15 protein-coding genes are annotated in these 15,951 nt (G+C 46.1%); 14 read left to right on the plus strand and 1 reads right to left on the minus strand.

Annotated elements, in window-relative coordinates; all coding sequences use genetic code 11:
- The first annotated feature begins 107 nt into the window (after positions 1-107).
- Together gltB and MKZ12_RS06340 are read left to right on the plus strand one after the other, a co-directional pair.
- Positions 108-4,706 carry a glutamate synthase large subunit gene (gltB, locus tag MKZ12_RS06335; protein WP_339259399.1) on the plus strand — a complete coding sequence of 1,533 codons (4,599 nt, stop codon included), beginning with the start codon at positions 108-110 and terminating at the stop codon, positions 4,704-4,706.
- Between the two features lie 226 nt (positions 4,707-4,932).
- Positions 4,933-5,088, plus strand: coding sequence for a hypothetical protein (locus tag MKZ12_RS06340; RefSeq protein ID WP_215078381.1), 156 nt, complete (start codon positions 4,933-4,935; stop codon positions 5,086-5,088).
- A 97-nt stretch (positions 5,089-5,185) separates the two neighbouring features.
- On the opposite strand, the gene MKZ12_RS06345 is transcribed toward MKZ12_RS06340, so the two are convergent.
- A complete protein-coding gene (locus MKZ12_RS06345) occupies positions 5,186-5,554 on the minus strand; it encodes a helix-turn-helix domain-containing protein (RefSeq protein ID WP_047841965.1) in 369 nt (122 codons plus the stop codon).
- A gap of 348 nt (positions 5,555-5,902) precedes the next feature.
- Here MKZ12_RS06345 and MKZ12_RS06350 point away from each other — a divergent pair, with 348 nt between their 5' ends.
- The 12 genes from MKZ12_RS06350 to MKZ12_RS06405 all read left to right on the plus strand — a co-directional run bounded on the left by MKZ12_RS06350 (position 5,903) and on the right by MKZ12_RS06405 (position 15,922).
- On the plus strand, positions 5,903-6,337 hold the full coding sequence (locus MKZ12_RS06350) for a hypothetical protein (RefSeq protein WP_339259401.1): 435 nt from the start codon (positions 5,903-5,905) through the stop codon (positions 6,335-6,337).
- A gap of 155 nt (positions 6,338-6,492) precedes the next feature.
- Positions 6,493-7,251, plus strand: a complete 759-nt coding sequence (locus MKZ12_RS06355) for a CpsB/CapC family capsule biosynthesis tyrosine phosphatase (protein WP_339259403.1) — start codon at positions 6,493-6,495, stop codon at positions 7,249-7,251.
- A 32-nt stretch (positions 7,252-7,283) separates the two neighbouring features.
- The gene (locus MKZ12_RS06360) at positions 7,284-8,039 is read left to right on the plus strand and encodes a Wzz/FepE/Etk N-terminal domain-containing protein (protein ID WP_339259405.1); all 756 of its coding nucleotides are present in this window, start codon (positions 7,284-7,286) and stop codon (positions 8,037-8,039) included.
- Positions 8,020-8,697 (plus strand): CpsD/CapB family tyrosine-protein kinase, encoded by a 678-nt coding sequence (locus MKZ12_RS06365; protein WP_339259407.1) that lies wholly within the window; start codon positions 8,020-8,022, stop codon positions 8,695-8,697. The genes MKZ12_RS06360 and MKZ12_RS06365 overlap by 20 nt, the downstream gene beginning before the upstream one ends.
- 180 nt (positions 8,698-8,877) lie before the next feature.
- Entirely contained in the window at positions 8,878-9,780 is a 903-nt protein-coding gene (gene galU, locus MKZ12_RS06370) for a UTP--glucose-1-phosphate uridylyltransferase GalU (RefSeq protein ID WP_253431548.1), read from the plus strand.
- A 35-nt stretch (positions 9,781-9,815) separates the two neighbouring features.
- Positions 9,816-10,475 (plus strand): sugar transferase, encoded by a 660-nt coding sequence (locus MKZ12_RS06375; protein WP_253442423.1) that lies wholly within the window; start codon positions 9,816-9,818, stop codon positions 10,473-10,475.
- Between the two features lie 34 nt (positions 10,476-10,509).
- The gene (locus MKZ12_RS06380; RefSeq protein WP_339259408.1) at positions 10,510-11,886 is read left to right on the plus strand and encodes an O-antigen ligase family protein; all 1,377 of its coding nucleotides are present in this window, start codon (positions 10,510-10,512) and stop codon (positions 11,884-11,886) included.
- A complete protein-coding gene (gene pssD, locus MKZ12_RS06385; protein WP_339240270.1) occupies positions 11,883-12,341 on the plus strand; it encodes a PssD/Cps14F family polysaccharide biosynthesis glycosyltransferase in 459 nt (152 codons plus the stop codon). The genes MKZ12_RS06380 and pssD overlap by 4 nt, the downstream gene beginning before the upstream one ends.
- On the plus strand, positions 12,338-12,817 hold the full coding sequence (gene pssE / locus MKZ12_RS06390) for a PssE/Cps14G family polysaccharide biosynthesis glycosyltransferase (RefSeq protein WP_339259410.1): 480 nt from the start codon (positions 12,338-12,340) through the stop codon (positions 12,815-12,817). The genes pssD and pssE overlap by 4 nt, the downstream gene beginning before the upstream one ends.
- A gap of 37 nt (positions 12,818-12,854) precedes the next feature.
- Positions 12,855-13,922 (plus strand): glycosyltransferase family 4 protein, encoded by a 1,068-nt coding sequence (locus MKZ12_RS06395; protein ID WP_339240273.1) that lies wholly within the window; start codon positions 12,855-12,857, stop codon positions 13,920-13,922.
- A 21-nt stretch (positions 13,923-13,943) separates the two neighbouring features.
- Complete coding sequence (locus MKZ12_RS06400; protein ID WP_339259411.1) at positions 13,944-14,888, plus strand: glycosyltransferase; 945 nt, start codon at positions 13,944-13,946, stop codon at positions 14,886-14,888.
- Between the two features lie 11 nt (positions 14,889-14,899).
- Positions 14,900-15,922: a glycosyltransferase gene (locus MKZ12_RS06405; protein ID WP_339259413.1), complete on the plus strand. Its 1,023-nt coding sequence runs from the start codon at positions 14,900-14,902 to the stop codon at positions 15,920-15,922.
- The last annotated feature ends 29 nt before the right edge of the window (positions 15,923-15,951 follow it).

Raw genomic sequence — 15,951 nt, forward strand, 5'->3', positions numbered from 1 at the left:
AGCAGGCTCTATCGCAAGCGAAAGGCCAGCTCCTCCCGTTTCATTGTTGCCTGTTGCCTATGTTCTTGATCTTTCCGAAATACTTCATTATAGAAAGGTTGCGTTCCATGAGACACATCGGATTACCTCCAAAACAGGGTCTATATGACCCGCAGTTCGAAAAAGACGCATGCGGAATGGGTTTTGTTGCCAACATCAAAGGAGTACCTTCACACGATATCGTTAGTCAGGCACTAACCATGCTCAGTAACATGGAGCACCGTGGAGGACAGGGAAGTGAGCCGAATTCCGGTGACGGAGCAGGTATCCTGATTCAGATTCCACATCGTTATTTTGCACAGGAAGCAGACCGTCTTGGTTTTGCATTACCTGAACAGGGATTCTATGGGGTGGGAATGTTGTTCATGTCCCAAGACCCTGCCATCCGTAGTGCGCACGAAGAGAGCCTCAAGAAGATTATTGAAGAAGAAGGACAGACGTTCCTGGGTTTCCGGGATGTGCCTACTTTTGATGAAATGCTTGGCCGTTCTGCACTTGCAGCGAAACCTTATGTACGTCAGGTGTTCATTGGAAGATCCGCAGATGTGAAGGATGAGCTTGGATTCGAACGTAAACTGTATGTTATTCGCAGACGCGCTGAGTTGGCTATTCGATATTCGGCAGATGAAGCAGAAGGTGGTTCATTCTACCTGCCAAGCTTGTCTTGTCGCAAAATTGTTTATAAAGGCATGCTCACAACGGAACAGGTGGGAGAATTCTATCTGGATCTACAGCAAGATCTCGTGGAATCTGCGATTGCACTCGTGCATTCCCGTTTCAGTACGAACACCTTCCCGAGCTGGGAACGTGCCCACCCGTATCGCTTCATGATCCACAACGGTGAGATCAATACGATGCGTGGTAACGTGAACTGGATGCATGCACGGCAGTCCTTGTTCGAGAGCGAACTGTTCGGTGACGACATCGCCAAAGTGAAACCGGTCATTAACCCGGATGGTTCCGATACAGCGATGTTCGATAACACACTGGAGTTCCTGTATCTTAGTGGTCGTTCACTGCCACACGTGGCGATGATGATGGTTCCTGAACCTTGGAGCACAGATGAGGGCATGGACCCTGCCAAAAAGGCATTTTATGAATATCACAGCACAATGATGGAGCCTTGGGATGGACCAGCAGCAATGGCCTTCACAGATGGTTTGCAGATTGGTGCCACACTTGACCGTAACGGTTTGCGTCCAGCTCGTTATTATGTAACCAAGGATGACCGCATTATCCTGTCCTCAGAAGTTGGAGTGCTTGATATTGCGCCTGAAGAGATCCTGTACAAAGATCGTCTGCGTCCAGGTCGGATGTTGCTTGTGGATACACAAGAAGGCCGCATCATCTCAGATGAAGAAGTAAAAGCGATCATTGCAGCCGAGAATCCGTATCAGGATTGGCTTGATGAGCATTTGATGGATCTGAGCGAGCTGCCGGAAGCACCGGAACTTCCTGATCCAAAACATGATAACGTGACCCAGCTTCAGCTGGCATATGGATATACATTTGAAGAGCTTCGCAAAATCCTGGAGCCAATGGCGACAACAGGTATGGAAGCTACCGGTTCGATGGGCTATGATGCACCACTGGCTGTGCTATCGGATCGTCCGCAGCGTCTGTACAACTACTTTAAACAGATGTTCGCCCAGGTAACCAACCCGCCAATCGATGCAATCCGTGAAGAGATTGTAACGTCTACGGCAACAACCATTGGTCCTGAGCGCAACTTATTGAACCCTGAACCGGAGAGCTGTCGCCAGATCCGTCTGGATACACCGGTATTGTCCAATGAAGACTTTGCGAAGATTCGCCATGTGCGTCGCCCAGGCTTCCGCTCCATGACGATTCCGATTTTCTTCACCGCTGCGGAAGGAGCAGAAGGACTGCGCAAAGCAATGGATCTGCTCTTCGAAGCTGCGGACCGGGTCATCGACAAAGGTCATAACATTCTGATCCTGTCTGACCGCGGTGTGGACGCAGAGAATGCGGCCATTCCTGCATTGCTTGCTGTAGCAGGTCTGCATCACCATCTGATTCGTCAGGGAACCAGAACAAAAGTCAGCATTTTGCTTGAATCAGCAGAGCCGCGTGATATTCACCACTACGCATTACTGCTGGGTTACGGTGTGAGTGCTGTGAACCCTTATCTGGCCTTTGAAACGCTGGATGACATGATTCAGCAAGGATTGCTTCGTGGCATTTCGCATGAGAAAGCAGTGAAAAACTACATTAAAGCAGCTACCAAAGGCGTTACGAAAGTGTTGTCCAAAATGGGGATTTCTACGATTCAATCGTATCGTGGCGCTCAAATCTTTGAAGCGGTGGGTCTGAAATCAGACTTCGTTGACCGTTACTTTACCTGGACACCTTCCCGGATCGGTGGAATTGGGTTGGAAGAAGTGGCAGCCGAAGCGCTGACACATCACAACCGTGCCTTTACGGATAAAGACGGTAACGATAAAGTATTGGATTCCGGTGGCGATTATCAATGGCGTAACGACGGAGAAGAGCATCTGTTCAATCCGCAAACCATTCATACGTTGCAACACGCAGTTCGTACCGGAGATTACAAGCTGTATAAAAAATATTCCAAACTTGTGCAAGGTGAGAATGATCAGCTGTTGACCATTCGCTCCATGCTGAAACTGAAACCGGTTGGAGCTTCCATTCCACTTGAAGAAGTTGAATCCGTAGAAGATATCATGCGTCGTTTCAAAACGGGTGCAATGTCCTTCGGTTCAATTAGTAAAGAGGCGCATGAAGATCTTGCCATTGCAATGAACCGTGTTGGAGGTAAGTCCAATACCGGTGAAGGTGGAGAAGATCCGGCTCGCTTCATTAAAGATAGCAACGGGGATTCCCGTCGCAGTGCTATTAAACAGGTCGCATCAGGACGTTTCGGTGTTACTTCCAACTACTTGGTTAATGCCGACGAAATTCAGATCAAAATGGCACAGGGAGCAAAACCGGGTGAAGGCGGACAACTGCCAGGACGCAAAGTGTATCCTTGGGTTGCTGAAGTCCGTGGTTCAACACCGGGTGTAGGTCTGATCTCGCCACCGCCGCATCACGATATCTACTCGATCGAGGATCTGGCAGAGCTGATCTATGACTTGAAAAATGCCAATCCGCGTGCTGAGATCAACGTTAAGCTCGTATCGGAAGTGGGCGTGGGTACCATTGCGGCAGGTGTAGCCAAAGGGCGTGCCGATATTATCCTCGTCAGCGGTTATGACGGTGGTACAGGTGCATCTCCGCAAGGTTCGATCCGACATGCGGGTATGCCGTGGGAACTGGGTCTTGCAGAGACACATCAAACGTTGATGCTGAACAATCTGCGTGATCGCGTCGTACTCGAAACAGATGGCAAAATGCTTAACGGCCGTGACTTGGCGATTGCAGCTTTGCTTGGAGCTGAAGAGTATGGTTTCTCTACCGCACCACTCGTTGCACTTGGCTGTATCATGATGCGTGTCTGTCAGATGGATACCTGTCCGGTGGGTGTAGCAACACAGAATCCGGAGTTGCGTAAAAATTATATGGGTGATCCGGCTCATGTGGTTAACTTCATGCGATTTGTTGCTGAAGATGTGCGTGAGATCATGGCTGATCTTGGTTTCCGTACCATTCAGGAGATGGTCGGACGTACAGATTGCCTCGAAACGGTAGAAGCCGTAGATCACTGGAAGAAAAAAGGTGTGGATCTGTCTGTATTGCTGCACGTGCCTGAAATGCCGGAAGGCTCTGCGCGTTACCGTACACAGCATCAGAACCACCAATTGGAAGAAACGCTGGATATGCAGCAATTGTTGCCACTGGCACAGTCTGCTATTGAATCCGGTCAACCGGTTGAAGCGGTGCTTCCAATTACGAACGTTAACCGTGCCGTAGGTACCATTCTGGGTAGTGAGATCACACGTAAATATGGACTCGCAGGATTGCCTGAAGATACGGTTAAGTTCAAATTTGTCGGCTCTGCCGGACAAAGCTTTGGGGCCTTTGTACCCAAAGGCATGACCTTGACCGTTGAAGGGGATTCCAATGACTACGTAGGTAAGGGATTGTCCGGAGGTAAACTGATCGTGATGCCTTCTCCGAAAGCAACGTTTGAGGCTGAAGATAACATCATTATCGGTAACACGGCCCTCTACGGTGCAACAAGCGGTGAAGCGTATATCCGTGGTATTGCGGGTGAGCGATTTGCTGTACGTAACTCCGGTGCCAAAGTAGTCGTTGAAGGGGTAGGCGACCATGGTTGTGAGTATATGACAGGTGGACGTGTCGTTGTACTCGGCGATACAGGTCGTAACTTTGCAGCAGGGATGTCCGGAGGTATTGCCTATGTGTATGATCCGGAAGGCACATTCTTGCAACGTTGTAATCTGGAAATGGTTCTTTTGGAGCGTATCGAAGATGTTGCCGAAAGTGCAGATCTGCGAGGCATGATTCAACGTCATGTTGCCAATACAGGAAGTGCTGTCGGTCAGCGCGTTCTGGATAACTGGCAAGATGCGGTGAACCAGTTCGTTCGGGTTATTCCGAAGGACTTCAAGCGTATGACGGAGCAGATTGAACGGGTTCAGGCGACGGGCTTGACTGGAGAAGCAGCACTGCTTGCAGCGTTTGAAGCAAATATGCGTGAACTTGCACGTGCTGGGGGTTAACTCCTTGTTCAAAGGTGAACGTGCATGAACAGGTTGTATTAAGAATAATAGGAGCTATATGGTTGCCATTTTGGCACCATATAGCTCCTATTTGGCTTTCGACAAAATTAGAACCCCTTCAAAAAACGTTATCGTCATGAGACGACAACATCACGGAACGTTCTCAAGTATAATAAGGCTAGTTTTGGAGGGCAGGGAAAGTATATAGATAAGAGAGGTTAGCGGAATGAATATGAAGCATCCAAACAGGGACGATCGTAGGCCGACAGGGAAACAAGTCGAAGCAACCCAGATGGACATCATGAAAGTTTTACTGCAATGCGGAATCGACCCGGAGCGTTGGAACCATTTCATATCCTCCGTCAACAACAAGCGTCCTTGACACAATAGATAACCATGGAATGGAGGGAATTAGGACACAAAAAAAAGCCCAGAAGCCAGAGATAGCATCTCTTGGGAACTGGGTCCTCTTTTCGGGTTTAGTCCATGCTGCGTTCCATGCGGACAAACGCAATAAAACGACGTGCCTCTTCTTCCGTTAAGGACTTCCCATCAATCATCAGATCGAAGCGTTCTAACACTTCTTTGTCCGATAACTCCAAGGTATCAACGAATTCACGTACGTCCTCATCCATCACGACATCGCTTTGCTTCGTACGTCCTATAAGATAATCAATAGACACATCAAAGATGTCAGCAAGTCTCGTTAACACTTCGAAGTCCGGTTTACGTCGGTTCTTCTCGTAGTGGGAGAGAGCAGCTCTGGTAATATGAATGGAGCTCGCAAGTTCTTCTTGAGTAAGTCCCCGCTGTTCCCGTAATTCAGCAATGCGATTTCCGTAGCTCATAAGCTATTTCCCCCTGAACGACATCAAATATATATAGAAACAATCCTGAGCCAAGTTTTTGATCAGGGCAGCTTTCCTGCAAAAGAGTAACTCCTCATAAGTTTCCTTTAACCCATTTCCATTTGTAAATAGGTCTGTCTAAGGACATCTCAAATTGTCGTAAATCAAAAGAACCATGTCCAAATACCGCTTGACATGATACGTTTTGTATCGTAAATTGGACGTATGGAGTTACAAAATGTATCATTTGGGATATTTTAAGTATCTCCTTGTTGCCTGGACCATATACCTGTGAGAAGGAAGTAGAGGCAGTCCATGTAGGCTAATCCATTCTAAAGGAATGAAACCATGCAATCAATAATTCAGGAATGGGCTGATATGAAATTAAATGTCCATATGTACATTCAGGAGTTTCATAAGAAAATGGTAGACCACAAAAGACGCCCTGTTCTGTTACTTGGAATGGACACTCAAGCAGTCACCTTCCTGAGCGACCTGAACTTGCCAGTATCATCAGAAATGCTCATAGGTTTGGATGTTGAAGATCATCATGTATGTGTAAGACTTCACGCAAGGTTGCAATGGAAACAGCCCTTCGGAGAGCTCACAATGTATCATTCAAATTTGCATATTCAGCACGAACAGAAACTATATATAACTGGACAGTTAAACACAATGCTTACTGAAGTTCAGTTTCCCACGGTTTCCCGTTCTCAGTATGAAAAGGCAACAGAGCAGAAGGATCTGCAGAAAACCTATCATTACATTGATTTCACCATATAATTCCAAGTCGATTCTTAACAAATTCTGAACAAAACATGTACTTAACGCCATTTTACTATATTTCATAGCGTTATGCATTAGTTCTTTAACACCAAAAGCATTTGCGCAATGAATAAAGGGGCGAGGGGGCTCATACTATTTCAGGAAGTTTGGATATGGTTGAAATGCACTGCCACATATTGTCCGGTCTGGATGATGGTCCTGTTCGAATGGAGCAGTCCGTTGCGATGGCTGAGAAGGCGGCAGCCTCTGGAATCACCTCCATTATTGCTACTCCGCATCACCTGAACGGGCAATACAACAATGAACCGATGGTGGTTAATCAGGCCGTGAACCTGCTACATGCAGAACTTCACAAACGTAACATTCGCCTGGAGATCCGTCCCGGACAGGAGATCAGGGTGCATGACAACCTGATTGGAGACTTATATGCAGGAAAGTGCTGCACACTCGCCGGAAGTCGTTACATGTTGCTGGAACTGCCCTTTGGTCATATTCCCTCACAGTTCCCCAGGATACTGCATGAATTACGAATAGCGGGAATTACCCCTATCATTGCTCATCCGGAACGCAATCGTATCATTTTGAAGAAGCCAAAGTTGTTGGCGGATTATTTGAGTCAAGGCGGGCTATGTCAGCTTACGGCTCAATCTTTCACTGGGCTTTTCGGACGGAAAGTTCGGCAGTGGTGTTTTCATTTTTGTAAAGAAAACGGGTTTCATTTCATTTCATCAGATGCACATGATACGTGCAAAAGGACATTTGCCATAAGTGAAGGGGAGCGGGTGATTGAGCGTCGTTTTGGATCTGAGGCCGTTAAGAGGCTTGCAGAGAATGCGTCACACATCCTATCGAATTCGTGTCTTGTCACAGAACGCTGGAAACCTCGCAAATGGCTACTGTCCATCTGGTAGTTACATAGGATAGATCACAACGTATAGGAGGAATGAAAGTGGAACTGAAAGGATATTTTCGACTCTTACAAAAGAAACTGTGGTTGATTGTTGCAATTGCTCTGGTAGCGGGTGTGGGTGCAGGGGTCAAAAGTATTTTCTTCACCCAACCGATCTATGAGGCGAGTTCCAAGCTTATCGTGAACCAGACCTCCAATGTTCAAGGCCAGGCGATGATGGACTTCAGCATGATTCAAACCAATATCAAACTCATTAACTCCTACAGAGAAATTATTAAATCTTCAGCCATTATGGATAAAGTGGCTTCCACGTATCCAGACCTTGGCTTAACCTCAGCACAGCTCATGAATAGCACCTCCGTCTCTACAGCCAGCGAATCCCAAGTGATGAGCATAACTGTACAGGGGACTTCCTACGAAAAAGCCGCAAAAACGGTCAATGCCATCTCCAACGTGTTCCAATCTCAAATCCCCCTAATCATGAAAATCGATAATGTCGCTATCCTCAGCGAAGCCAAAGTGGATAGTAACGCATCTCCAATTAATATGAAAACCACATTAAGCATCATTGTCAGTCTGTTCGCAGGTCTTGTGCTCGCGATTGCACTTGTATTCCTGATGGATTATCTGGATGACACATTCAAATCCGAGACTGAACTTGAAAAAGAACTGGGCCTGCCTGTGCTTACGGTGATATCCAAGATGAAAAAAGATGATCTGAAAAATACGAAAAATTACGTATCTCAACAGAAAGTGGGGGATGGCAAATATGTCACGGCTAACCAATGATAATAACAGTCTGGTGACCTATTTTAACTCCAAATCTCAAATCTCGGAGGGGTACCGTAAATTGCGGACCAATATTCAGTTCTCCTCAATCGACAGTCATATCAAAAAAATCATGGTGGCTTCGGCCGAAGCCGGTGAAGGCAAGACCACCACCATTAGCAACCTGGCGGTAACCTATGCTCAGGAAGGCAAAAAGGTTCTGTTAATCGATGCCGATCTGCGTAACCCTTCTTTGCACCAGGTGTTTTCCGTACCCAATCACATCGGCCTTAGCAGTGTGCTGTCCAATCAGTACAGTGTGGAAGAAGTGCTCAGAGAGAGTTATATCGATAATCTCCAATTGTTCACTTCTGGCCCAATTCCGCCAAACCCTTCCGAGATGATCGGTTCCAACCGGATGAAGAGGCTGATGGAGAAGTTAGAGGATCAATATGATGTCATCATGTTTGACACACCACCGGTGCTCGCAGTAACGGATGCGCTCATTGTGAGTTCGCTGTGTGATGGTGTGCTGCTGGTCGTGAACTCAGGCAAGGTCAAGAAGGAATTGGTGAAGAAGACCAAGGCTGCTCTGGAGCATGTGAATGCACGAATCCTGGGCGCAATCCTGAACAATATCAAAAACGTTGCAGTTCCGGTGGGTTACGGAGAGAAATAAAGTTCTGTCCGTTGCTCCAGGTAAACAGGTAATGTCTACTGCACCTTTATCACTGTAGGCACTCGGTCATGCTGTGGGTTCAGTGAACCTTAGACGTTAATCGTCGAAGGTATGACGTGAGGACGGGTTAGATGCCCTGGTTCAACTTTTAAACTATAAAAAGAGGATAGGGTGGTATTTATGAAAAAAGTGAGAAAAGCAATCATTCCTGCAGCTGGACTGGGTACACGTTTTTTGCCAGCCACGAAAGCGATGCCCAAAGAAATGCTCCCTATTGTGGACAAACCAACTATACAGTATATCGTTGAGGAAGCCATTGCCTCTGGAATTGAAGACATTATCATCGTAACAGGTAAAGGGAAGCGCGCGATTGAAGATCATTTCGACAACGCTTTTGAACTGGAACATAACTTGCTGGAAAAAGGGAAGCTGGGCCTGCTTGAAGAGGTTCGCAAATCCTCTAACGTGGATATCCACTACATAAGACAAAAAGAGGCCAAAGGACTTGGTCATGCTGTCTGGTGTGCACGTAACTTTATCGGTGACGAACCTTTTGCCGTGTTGCTCGGAGATGATATCGTCGTATCGGAAGTGCCGTGCACCAAACAATTGATTGATCAATATGATCAGGTTCAACATTCCATTGTTGGCGTACAAACCGTACTTGCTGAACAAACAGACAGATACGGCATTGTGGACCCGCTTCAATCGGATGGCCGTTTGACAGAGGTTCTCAGGTTCGTAGAGAAACCTGCCCAAGGCACAGCGCCTTCCAACCTGGCGATTATGGGGAGATACGTACTGAGTCCAGAGATTTTCGAACATCTGGAACAACAAGAGATTGGTCAAGGGGGAGAGATTCAATTAACAGATGCGATTCAGCGTTTAAATGAGACACAAGGAGTGTATGCTTACGATTTCGAGGGAGTACGTTATGACGTGGGCGAGAAACTGGGATTCATTTTGACAACCATCGATTTCGCTCTGCAAAAACAGGAACTTAGAATTCCAATGCTGCAAGCACTGCAACATATTTTGGAAAAAGAGTCGGTAGAATATGCAGCCGGGGGGGAGTTTGAATGAGTCCATCTCCCCAAACGAAGGAAGCGGAGATTGTTATGGACCCAAGTCTGGGGTACAATGCATCAACGATGTCAGGACAAAATGCGGATAAAGTGTATCTATTTATGAAAAGAATGCTCGATTTGCTGGGTTCTTTCATAGGTTTGATCATTTTGTGCCCCTTGTTTGCGGTCATCGGAATACTAATCAAAATCGAGGCCCCTCAGGGGTCTGTTTTTTTTCGTCAGGTACGGGTTGGACAGAATGGGAAAGAGTTTCATATGTACAAATTCAGGTCCATGGTTGCGAATGCTGAAGATTTGCTGGAACAACTGATTGATCAGAATGAAGTGAACGGGAATATGTTCAAAATGAAAAACGACCCCCGCATTACCCGCATTGGCAAGTTCATTCGGAAGACCAGTCTGGATGAGCTGCCTCAGTTGTGGAACGTGTTCAGAGGTGAGATGAGTCTCGTAGGACCCAGACCAGCTCTGCCCAGAGAAGTGAAGAACTACACTTCCTATGACAGACAACGCCTGCAGATGATCCCGGGATGTACGGGATTATGGCAAGTCAGCGGTCGAAATAGTGTTGGGTTTGAAGAAATGGTAGAGCTGGATCTGACGTATGCCCGTGAACGCAGCATGATGGTGGATATCAAAATTATCTTCAGAACGTTCAAGGTGCTGGTAGGTTCGAAGGATGCGTTTTGAAACACGATTCTGGCTTTGAGGTGGCATAGCAGATATGCAAAAAACCGGTATACTTGCTGCATTAAATATGAAGTCGTTTAACATCATTTTGTTTTCACTAATAATAGTCTTCGCAGCAATCTATCTTCCGCTAGTTTCAGTTGTTGCACTTATAGCTGTGATTCTGCTGGGCGTTTATATTAAACAGCCCAGCTGGATTTTTATGATTCTTATTGTAAGTTTCTCATTGTCCATTGATAAGATATTTAGCATTCATCTGGCAGGACTGGATTCGCTGTCCTTCTACAAGCTGGCGATTCTGGGTTTTGTCATTTCTCTTTTTTTACGATTTGGTATTCGAAAAGATCTGATATATCCTGCACTCGCAATTGTTTTTTTATTTGTGGAGAGTTATTTTCTATCGGATCTGCCCAGTAAGGTTAATCCGCTGGATCCATTCAAGGCCTTTCTAGGAGTCATTGTTCCTTTTTTGTTGCTGATGCCCCATTTTTCAAGAGAGATCAGTCAACGAATTATACGTGTACTCGCATGGTTGCCACTGTTCAGTCTCGCTGGTGGTTATATTCTGCAACTCGCCGGCATATTGTCCATTACGAACCTGGAGATGTCGGGCGTAACCCGGTTACAGGGAGCTAATATCGCCGCGCATCTGGCCATGTTGTGTTTTATCTCGATCTGCGTCTGTCTGATCCAGATCAAGCAAGGCCATCAGGTTGTACTGTATTACATGCTTACCTTGACACATCTGGTTATTCTGGTCCAGACAGGAACAAGGGGACCACTTATTGCACTCATTCCAATTATTCTGGTCTATCTTTTTGATCAACTGAAAGCCTTCATCAAAGGCAGAGTCAGTGCCATTATTCCTCTCATTCTATTCGTTGTGGCCGTCGCCTATATGGTGATTGCGCAGTGGGACAACTATGAGATGAGATCAGAGAGCAAAGGCTTGTCGGGAAGGGATGTAGCCTGGAACTATTTCATTGGCAAAGCGAATGAGTATCCGATATTTGGACGTGGGCTCGGCTCAACGCTCGTGGCTAATGATGGAAGTATCTTTTCTGGCTTCGTCGTTCCGCATAATGAATACATTCGTTTTTATTACGATGGCGGGTTAGTTGGAGCCATCCTGTTGTTTCTATCGTTGCTTCTGGTATTCCGTGCCGTATTCTTCCGATTGAGCGGCATGATCCGGTTGTATTTTGCCGGTATGATTATCGGTTTCCTGACCTATTCCTTTTTTGACAATACCCTGTCCACCGTTCATCTGATTGCTCCATTCTGTATCTTCCTGAACGCATTATATGCTACGGGAAAAGGAGTACACTCCAACTCAGGGGCGGAAGCAGAAGTGGATATCCAGGTACAGCGAGCCAAGGACGCATCCTTTTCAAAGGAGATTAGAACATGAAGGTCTGTTTGATCAGTTCTACAGGCGGTCATTTTGATGAATTGACCAAGATTATACCTGCGGTTGAAGAACATGATTATTTCCTGATTACCGAGAAGAACAAAAGCAGAAAAGTAGATTCATCTCAGGGCAAAATATACTTCTTAATGCAGCAAGAGCGTAAGAATGCGATGTTTTTGCTGATTTTTATGGCTAACATTATCAAATCATTCTTTTTATATCTGCGCGAGCGTCCAAAGGTCATCATTACGACAGGGGCAGGGGCCACATATCCATTTTGCCTCATCGGTAAAATCTTCGGTGCCAAGCTGATTTATATCGAAAGTTATGCCAAAATCTATTCCTCCAGCGCAACCGGGAGATTGATGTACAAAATCTCGGATGAGTTCTTTATCCAGTGGGAAACGTTGCAGGATAGCTATCCCAATGCAAAATACAGGGGGGCTTTATTTTGATATTTGCTATTGTTGGAACCCAGCGCTTTCCCTTCAATCGCATGTTCGAGCTTATTGATGAGGCGATTGAGGCTGGAATTATTGAAGAGGAAGTTATTGCCCAGTCGGGATATACGGAGTATCAGCCGCGAAACTTCACTGCAATTCCTTTCCTGACGCAGGAAGAGATGAATGGATACGTGCAGCGCAGCAGATGTATTATCACTCATGCGGGTGTTGGCTCCATCACGAATTGTCTCGAACGCGGCAAGCCGGTGATCGTCATTCCGCGCCGGAAAGAGTGGGGTGAACATGTTGATGATCATCAACTTGAGATTTCTAAGGTTTTTCAGGAGAACGGCTATGTTGCCGTTGCAGAGAGTCAGGCTGAATTACAAAAACTGGTTCCTTGCATAGAGGAGCAGACGTTCCAGCCTTATGTGAGAAAACAGTCTGATCTGATCTCATCCATCAAAAATTACGTGAATAGTCTGTAAGTATTCTGAAGATTAACCATGAAAAAAGGAGTCTATCATGAAACCAAAAGTATTGGTTGTTGGATCATCCTTGAAGGATATGGGTGGAATTGTGAGTGTCATCAAAAACATTGAGGATTCTTCCATCTCTGATATGTATGCCATGCAGCGGGTGGAAACGTATATCACGGGCAGCGTGTTCTCACGGCTGCTTATTTTTATACGGGGATTCATTCAATTCTGGATGAAGCTGTACACGTTCAAGCCGGATATTGTTCATATTCATATGGCGAACAACGGGAGCTTTTATCGGAAGTCACTATTCCTGCTAACCGCAAGAAAATTGTTTCGAAAGTCAGTCATTCTGCATATTCATGCGGCCAGCTTTGATGATTTCTACAATCGATTCGCCCTGCAGCGCAAGTATTGTCACTACATTTTGAATCAAGCCGATAAATTGATTGTCTTATCCCAGACGTGGAAAGAATACTTTGTCACGATTGTTCCGGAGACAGCTATTGAGGTGCTCTATAACGGAGTCTTTGTGAAAGAGCCCTTTGCGAAGGAGCAGAAGGCGGCAGTTAATGCTCTCTTCATGGGAAGACTGGGTGAGCGAAAAGGCGTCTATGATCTGCTTCAGTCTATTCAGCAATTAAAGGCGCTGGGCGTTACAGCTACCTTCAATCTGGCGGGGGATGGCGAAGTCGAAGAGGTCAAAGCGCTTGTACAGCAGTATGGAATCGAAGAGCGTGTCAACGTACTCGGCTGGATTAACGGAGAGCAAAAGGAAAAGCTGATGCGGGAAGCGGATCTGCTGGTCCTGCCTTCTTATCATGAGGGATTACCTATGGCCATACTTGAAGCAATGAATTGTGGCTTGCCCATTATATCGACCAACGTCGGAGGCATTCCCGAAGTGATTACATCCGGTCATAATGGGCTGTTAATCGAGCCGGGAGATGTGCACGGGCTAACATCAGCACTGGAATATCTCATTACGGATGAAGAGATTAGAGCAAGAATGGGTTCATATAACAGAGCGATTATATCGGATAGGTTCGATATGAATCTTCTCGTAGGCAGGCTGTCAGGAATATATGATGCACTTCAAGTGAAGGTATCCTAGTGAACAGGAAAAGGTGATGAAATGAACCCCTTGGTATCTTGCATCATTACGACCCATAACCGGGCCGAGTTATTGAAAAATGCGTTGAGAAGTGTACGAGAGCAAACACATCCGTATCTGGAGATTTTCATTGTGGATGATGGATCAGAAGACCAGACGCCAGAGATCTGTCAGGCTTGGGCCCGGGATGATTCACGGATTCGGTACATTCGGGTTCCATATCCCAAAGGAGCCAATCATGCACGGAATGTGGGGATATCCCAAGCCAATGGCAAGTACATTGCCTTCCTGGATGATGATGATGAATGGATGGCCGAAAAAATTAAAACCCAGGCGGAAGTGCTGGAGCGTACGCAGGAATCGTTTACCTTTTGCAGCAAGTATCTCGCATACACGAATGAGCAGCATCAGGTGGTCAAACGGAAACTGTCGGTGGAGCCTCGTGATGTTGTACGGTATGAGGATCTGCTTACATTCAACTGGATCGGGGAAACGTCCAAAATCATGGTACTTACCGCGCTTGCCCGTGAAGTTCGATTCGATGAGAATCTGACATCCGCTCAGGACTATGATTTTTATCTGCGCATATTAAAACGAGGCTACATTGCCGTGAATGTGAAAGAACCGCTCGTGGATATCAATATCCATAGCGGGCCGCGCATTTCAACCTCCACAACGGCCAAGTACAAAGGCCAACGCAAAATTATTTTGAAATACTACAACGATATGTCCAAGGAACAGAAACGCCGCCAATTACATCATTATCGAATGCTCGAATGGTCGAGAAATACTCTGCGCAATAACGTTTATTTGAAAAAAGCACTGTCGCTGTATCCCTGGTGGAAAGATTGGGTGCTGCTCAAGCGTAATACCAAAATTATGATGCAAGGTTTTCTGATGAGATTTCATGCAAGGCGCGCAGTTGGAACGTATACAGAGGAACCTGTGCGAATGAAACTAAAGTAAGAGGTGTCTGGATGGAAAATCCGACGGTGTATATGCTGCCTAAGATGATTGAGAACAATAAATTTAATGAGCTGTTATCCGATTCCATTGAGAACAAGGGATGGGAAGTAAAACAGTTTACCAAAAAAGATCTAATCAAACTGAGAAAAAATGATGTGCTGCATTTTCATTGGCCCAGCTTCTATTACAGAGGTTCATCCGTGCTGTCAACCGTGATCAAATCCATTCTATATGTATTGATGATTTGTTTTGCGCGTGTGCGCGGTGTCAAGTTGTTTTGGACGGTGCACAATATCTGGCCTCACAACAGCGGTAAGACGCGCTTCGATTATTGGATGAGAAAAATACTGGTCCGAAACTGCTCCAAGCTGATTGTCATGGGCAAACCCCTGATCTCTGAGATCTGTTCGACGTTCGGGATTGATCCCAGCCGGATCGAGGTTATTCCGCATGGACATTACAAGGGCGTGTATCAGGGAAAAGGCGTGAATATTCGCTCCCGGTTTGGCATCCCGGAGGATAGTTATGTGTACGCGTTCTTCGGTCAGGTGTCACCCTACAAGGGCGTGGATGATTTGCTGGAGGCATTCAAGGAACTGGATTCGGACCAGGCCCATTTGTTGATTGCCGGTAAAAAAGTGAAGGACTACGATCTCGGTGAAGAATTCCTCGAGAGCGGTCATATTCATACCCATTTTCATTTTATTGAAGATGATGAATATTCGGACTATTTTGATGCGGTCGATTCCATCATTCTGCCATACAAGCAAATTGCAACTTCTGGTAGTGCAATTCTGGCTTTGACCTTCTGTAAACCGGTGGTGGCACCACGGATTGGCTTGTTGGAGGAATACCTGCCCGATGATTGTGCGGTACTCTATGAACCTTCCGATCCGGATGGATTGCTTAAAGCGATGAATATGATCCGTTTAAAACAATCGGAGTTTCAGGAAGGCAGTGGTTTTGTCAAAGCGTTAGAGCGGCTGGATTGGCCAGTGATTGCCCAAAGGACACTTACCCTGTACTCCAGTTAGTGCAGATGAGAGGGTGGACCTAATTGAAC

Source organism: Paenibacillus sp. FSL R5-0713 (assembly GCF_037973325.1).
In the GTDB taxonomy this organism is placed as follows: Bacteria; Bacillota; Bacilli; order Paenibacillales; family Paenibacillaceae; genus Paenibacillus.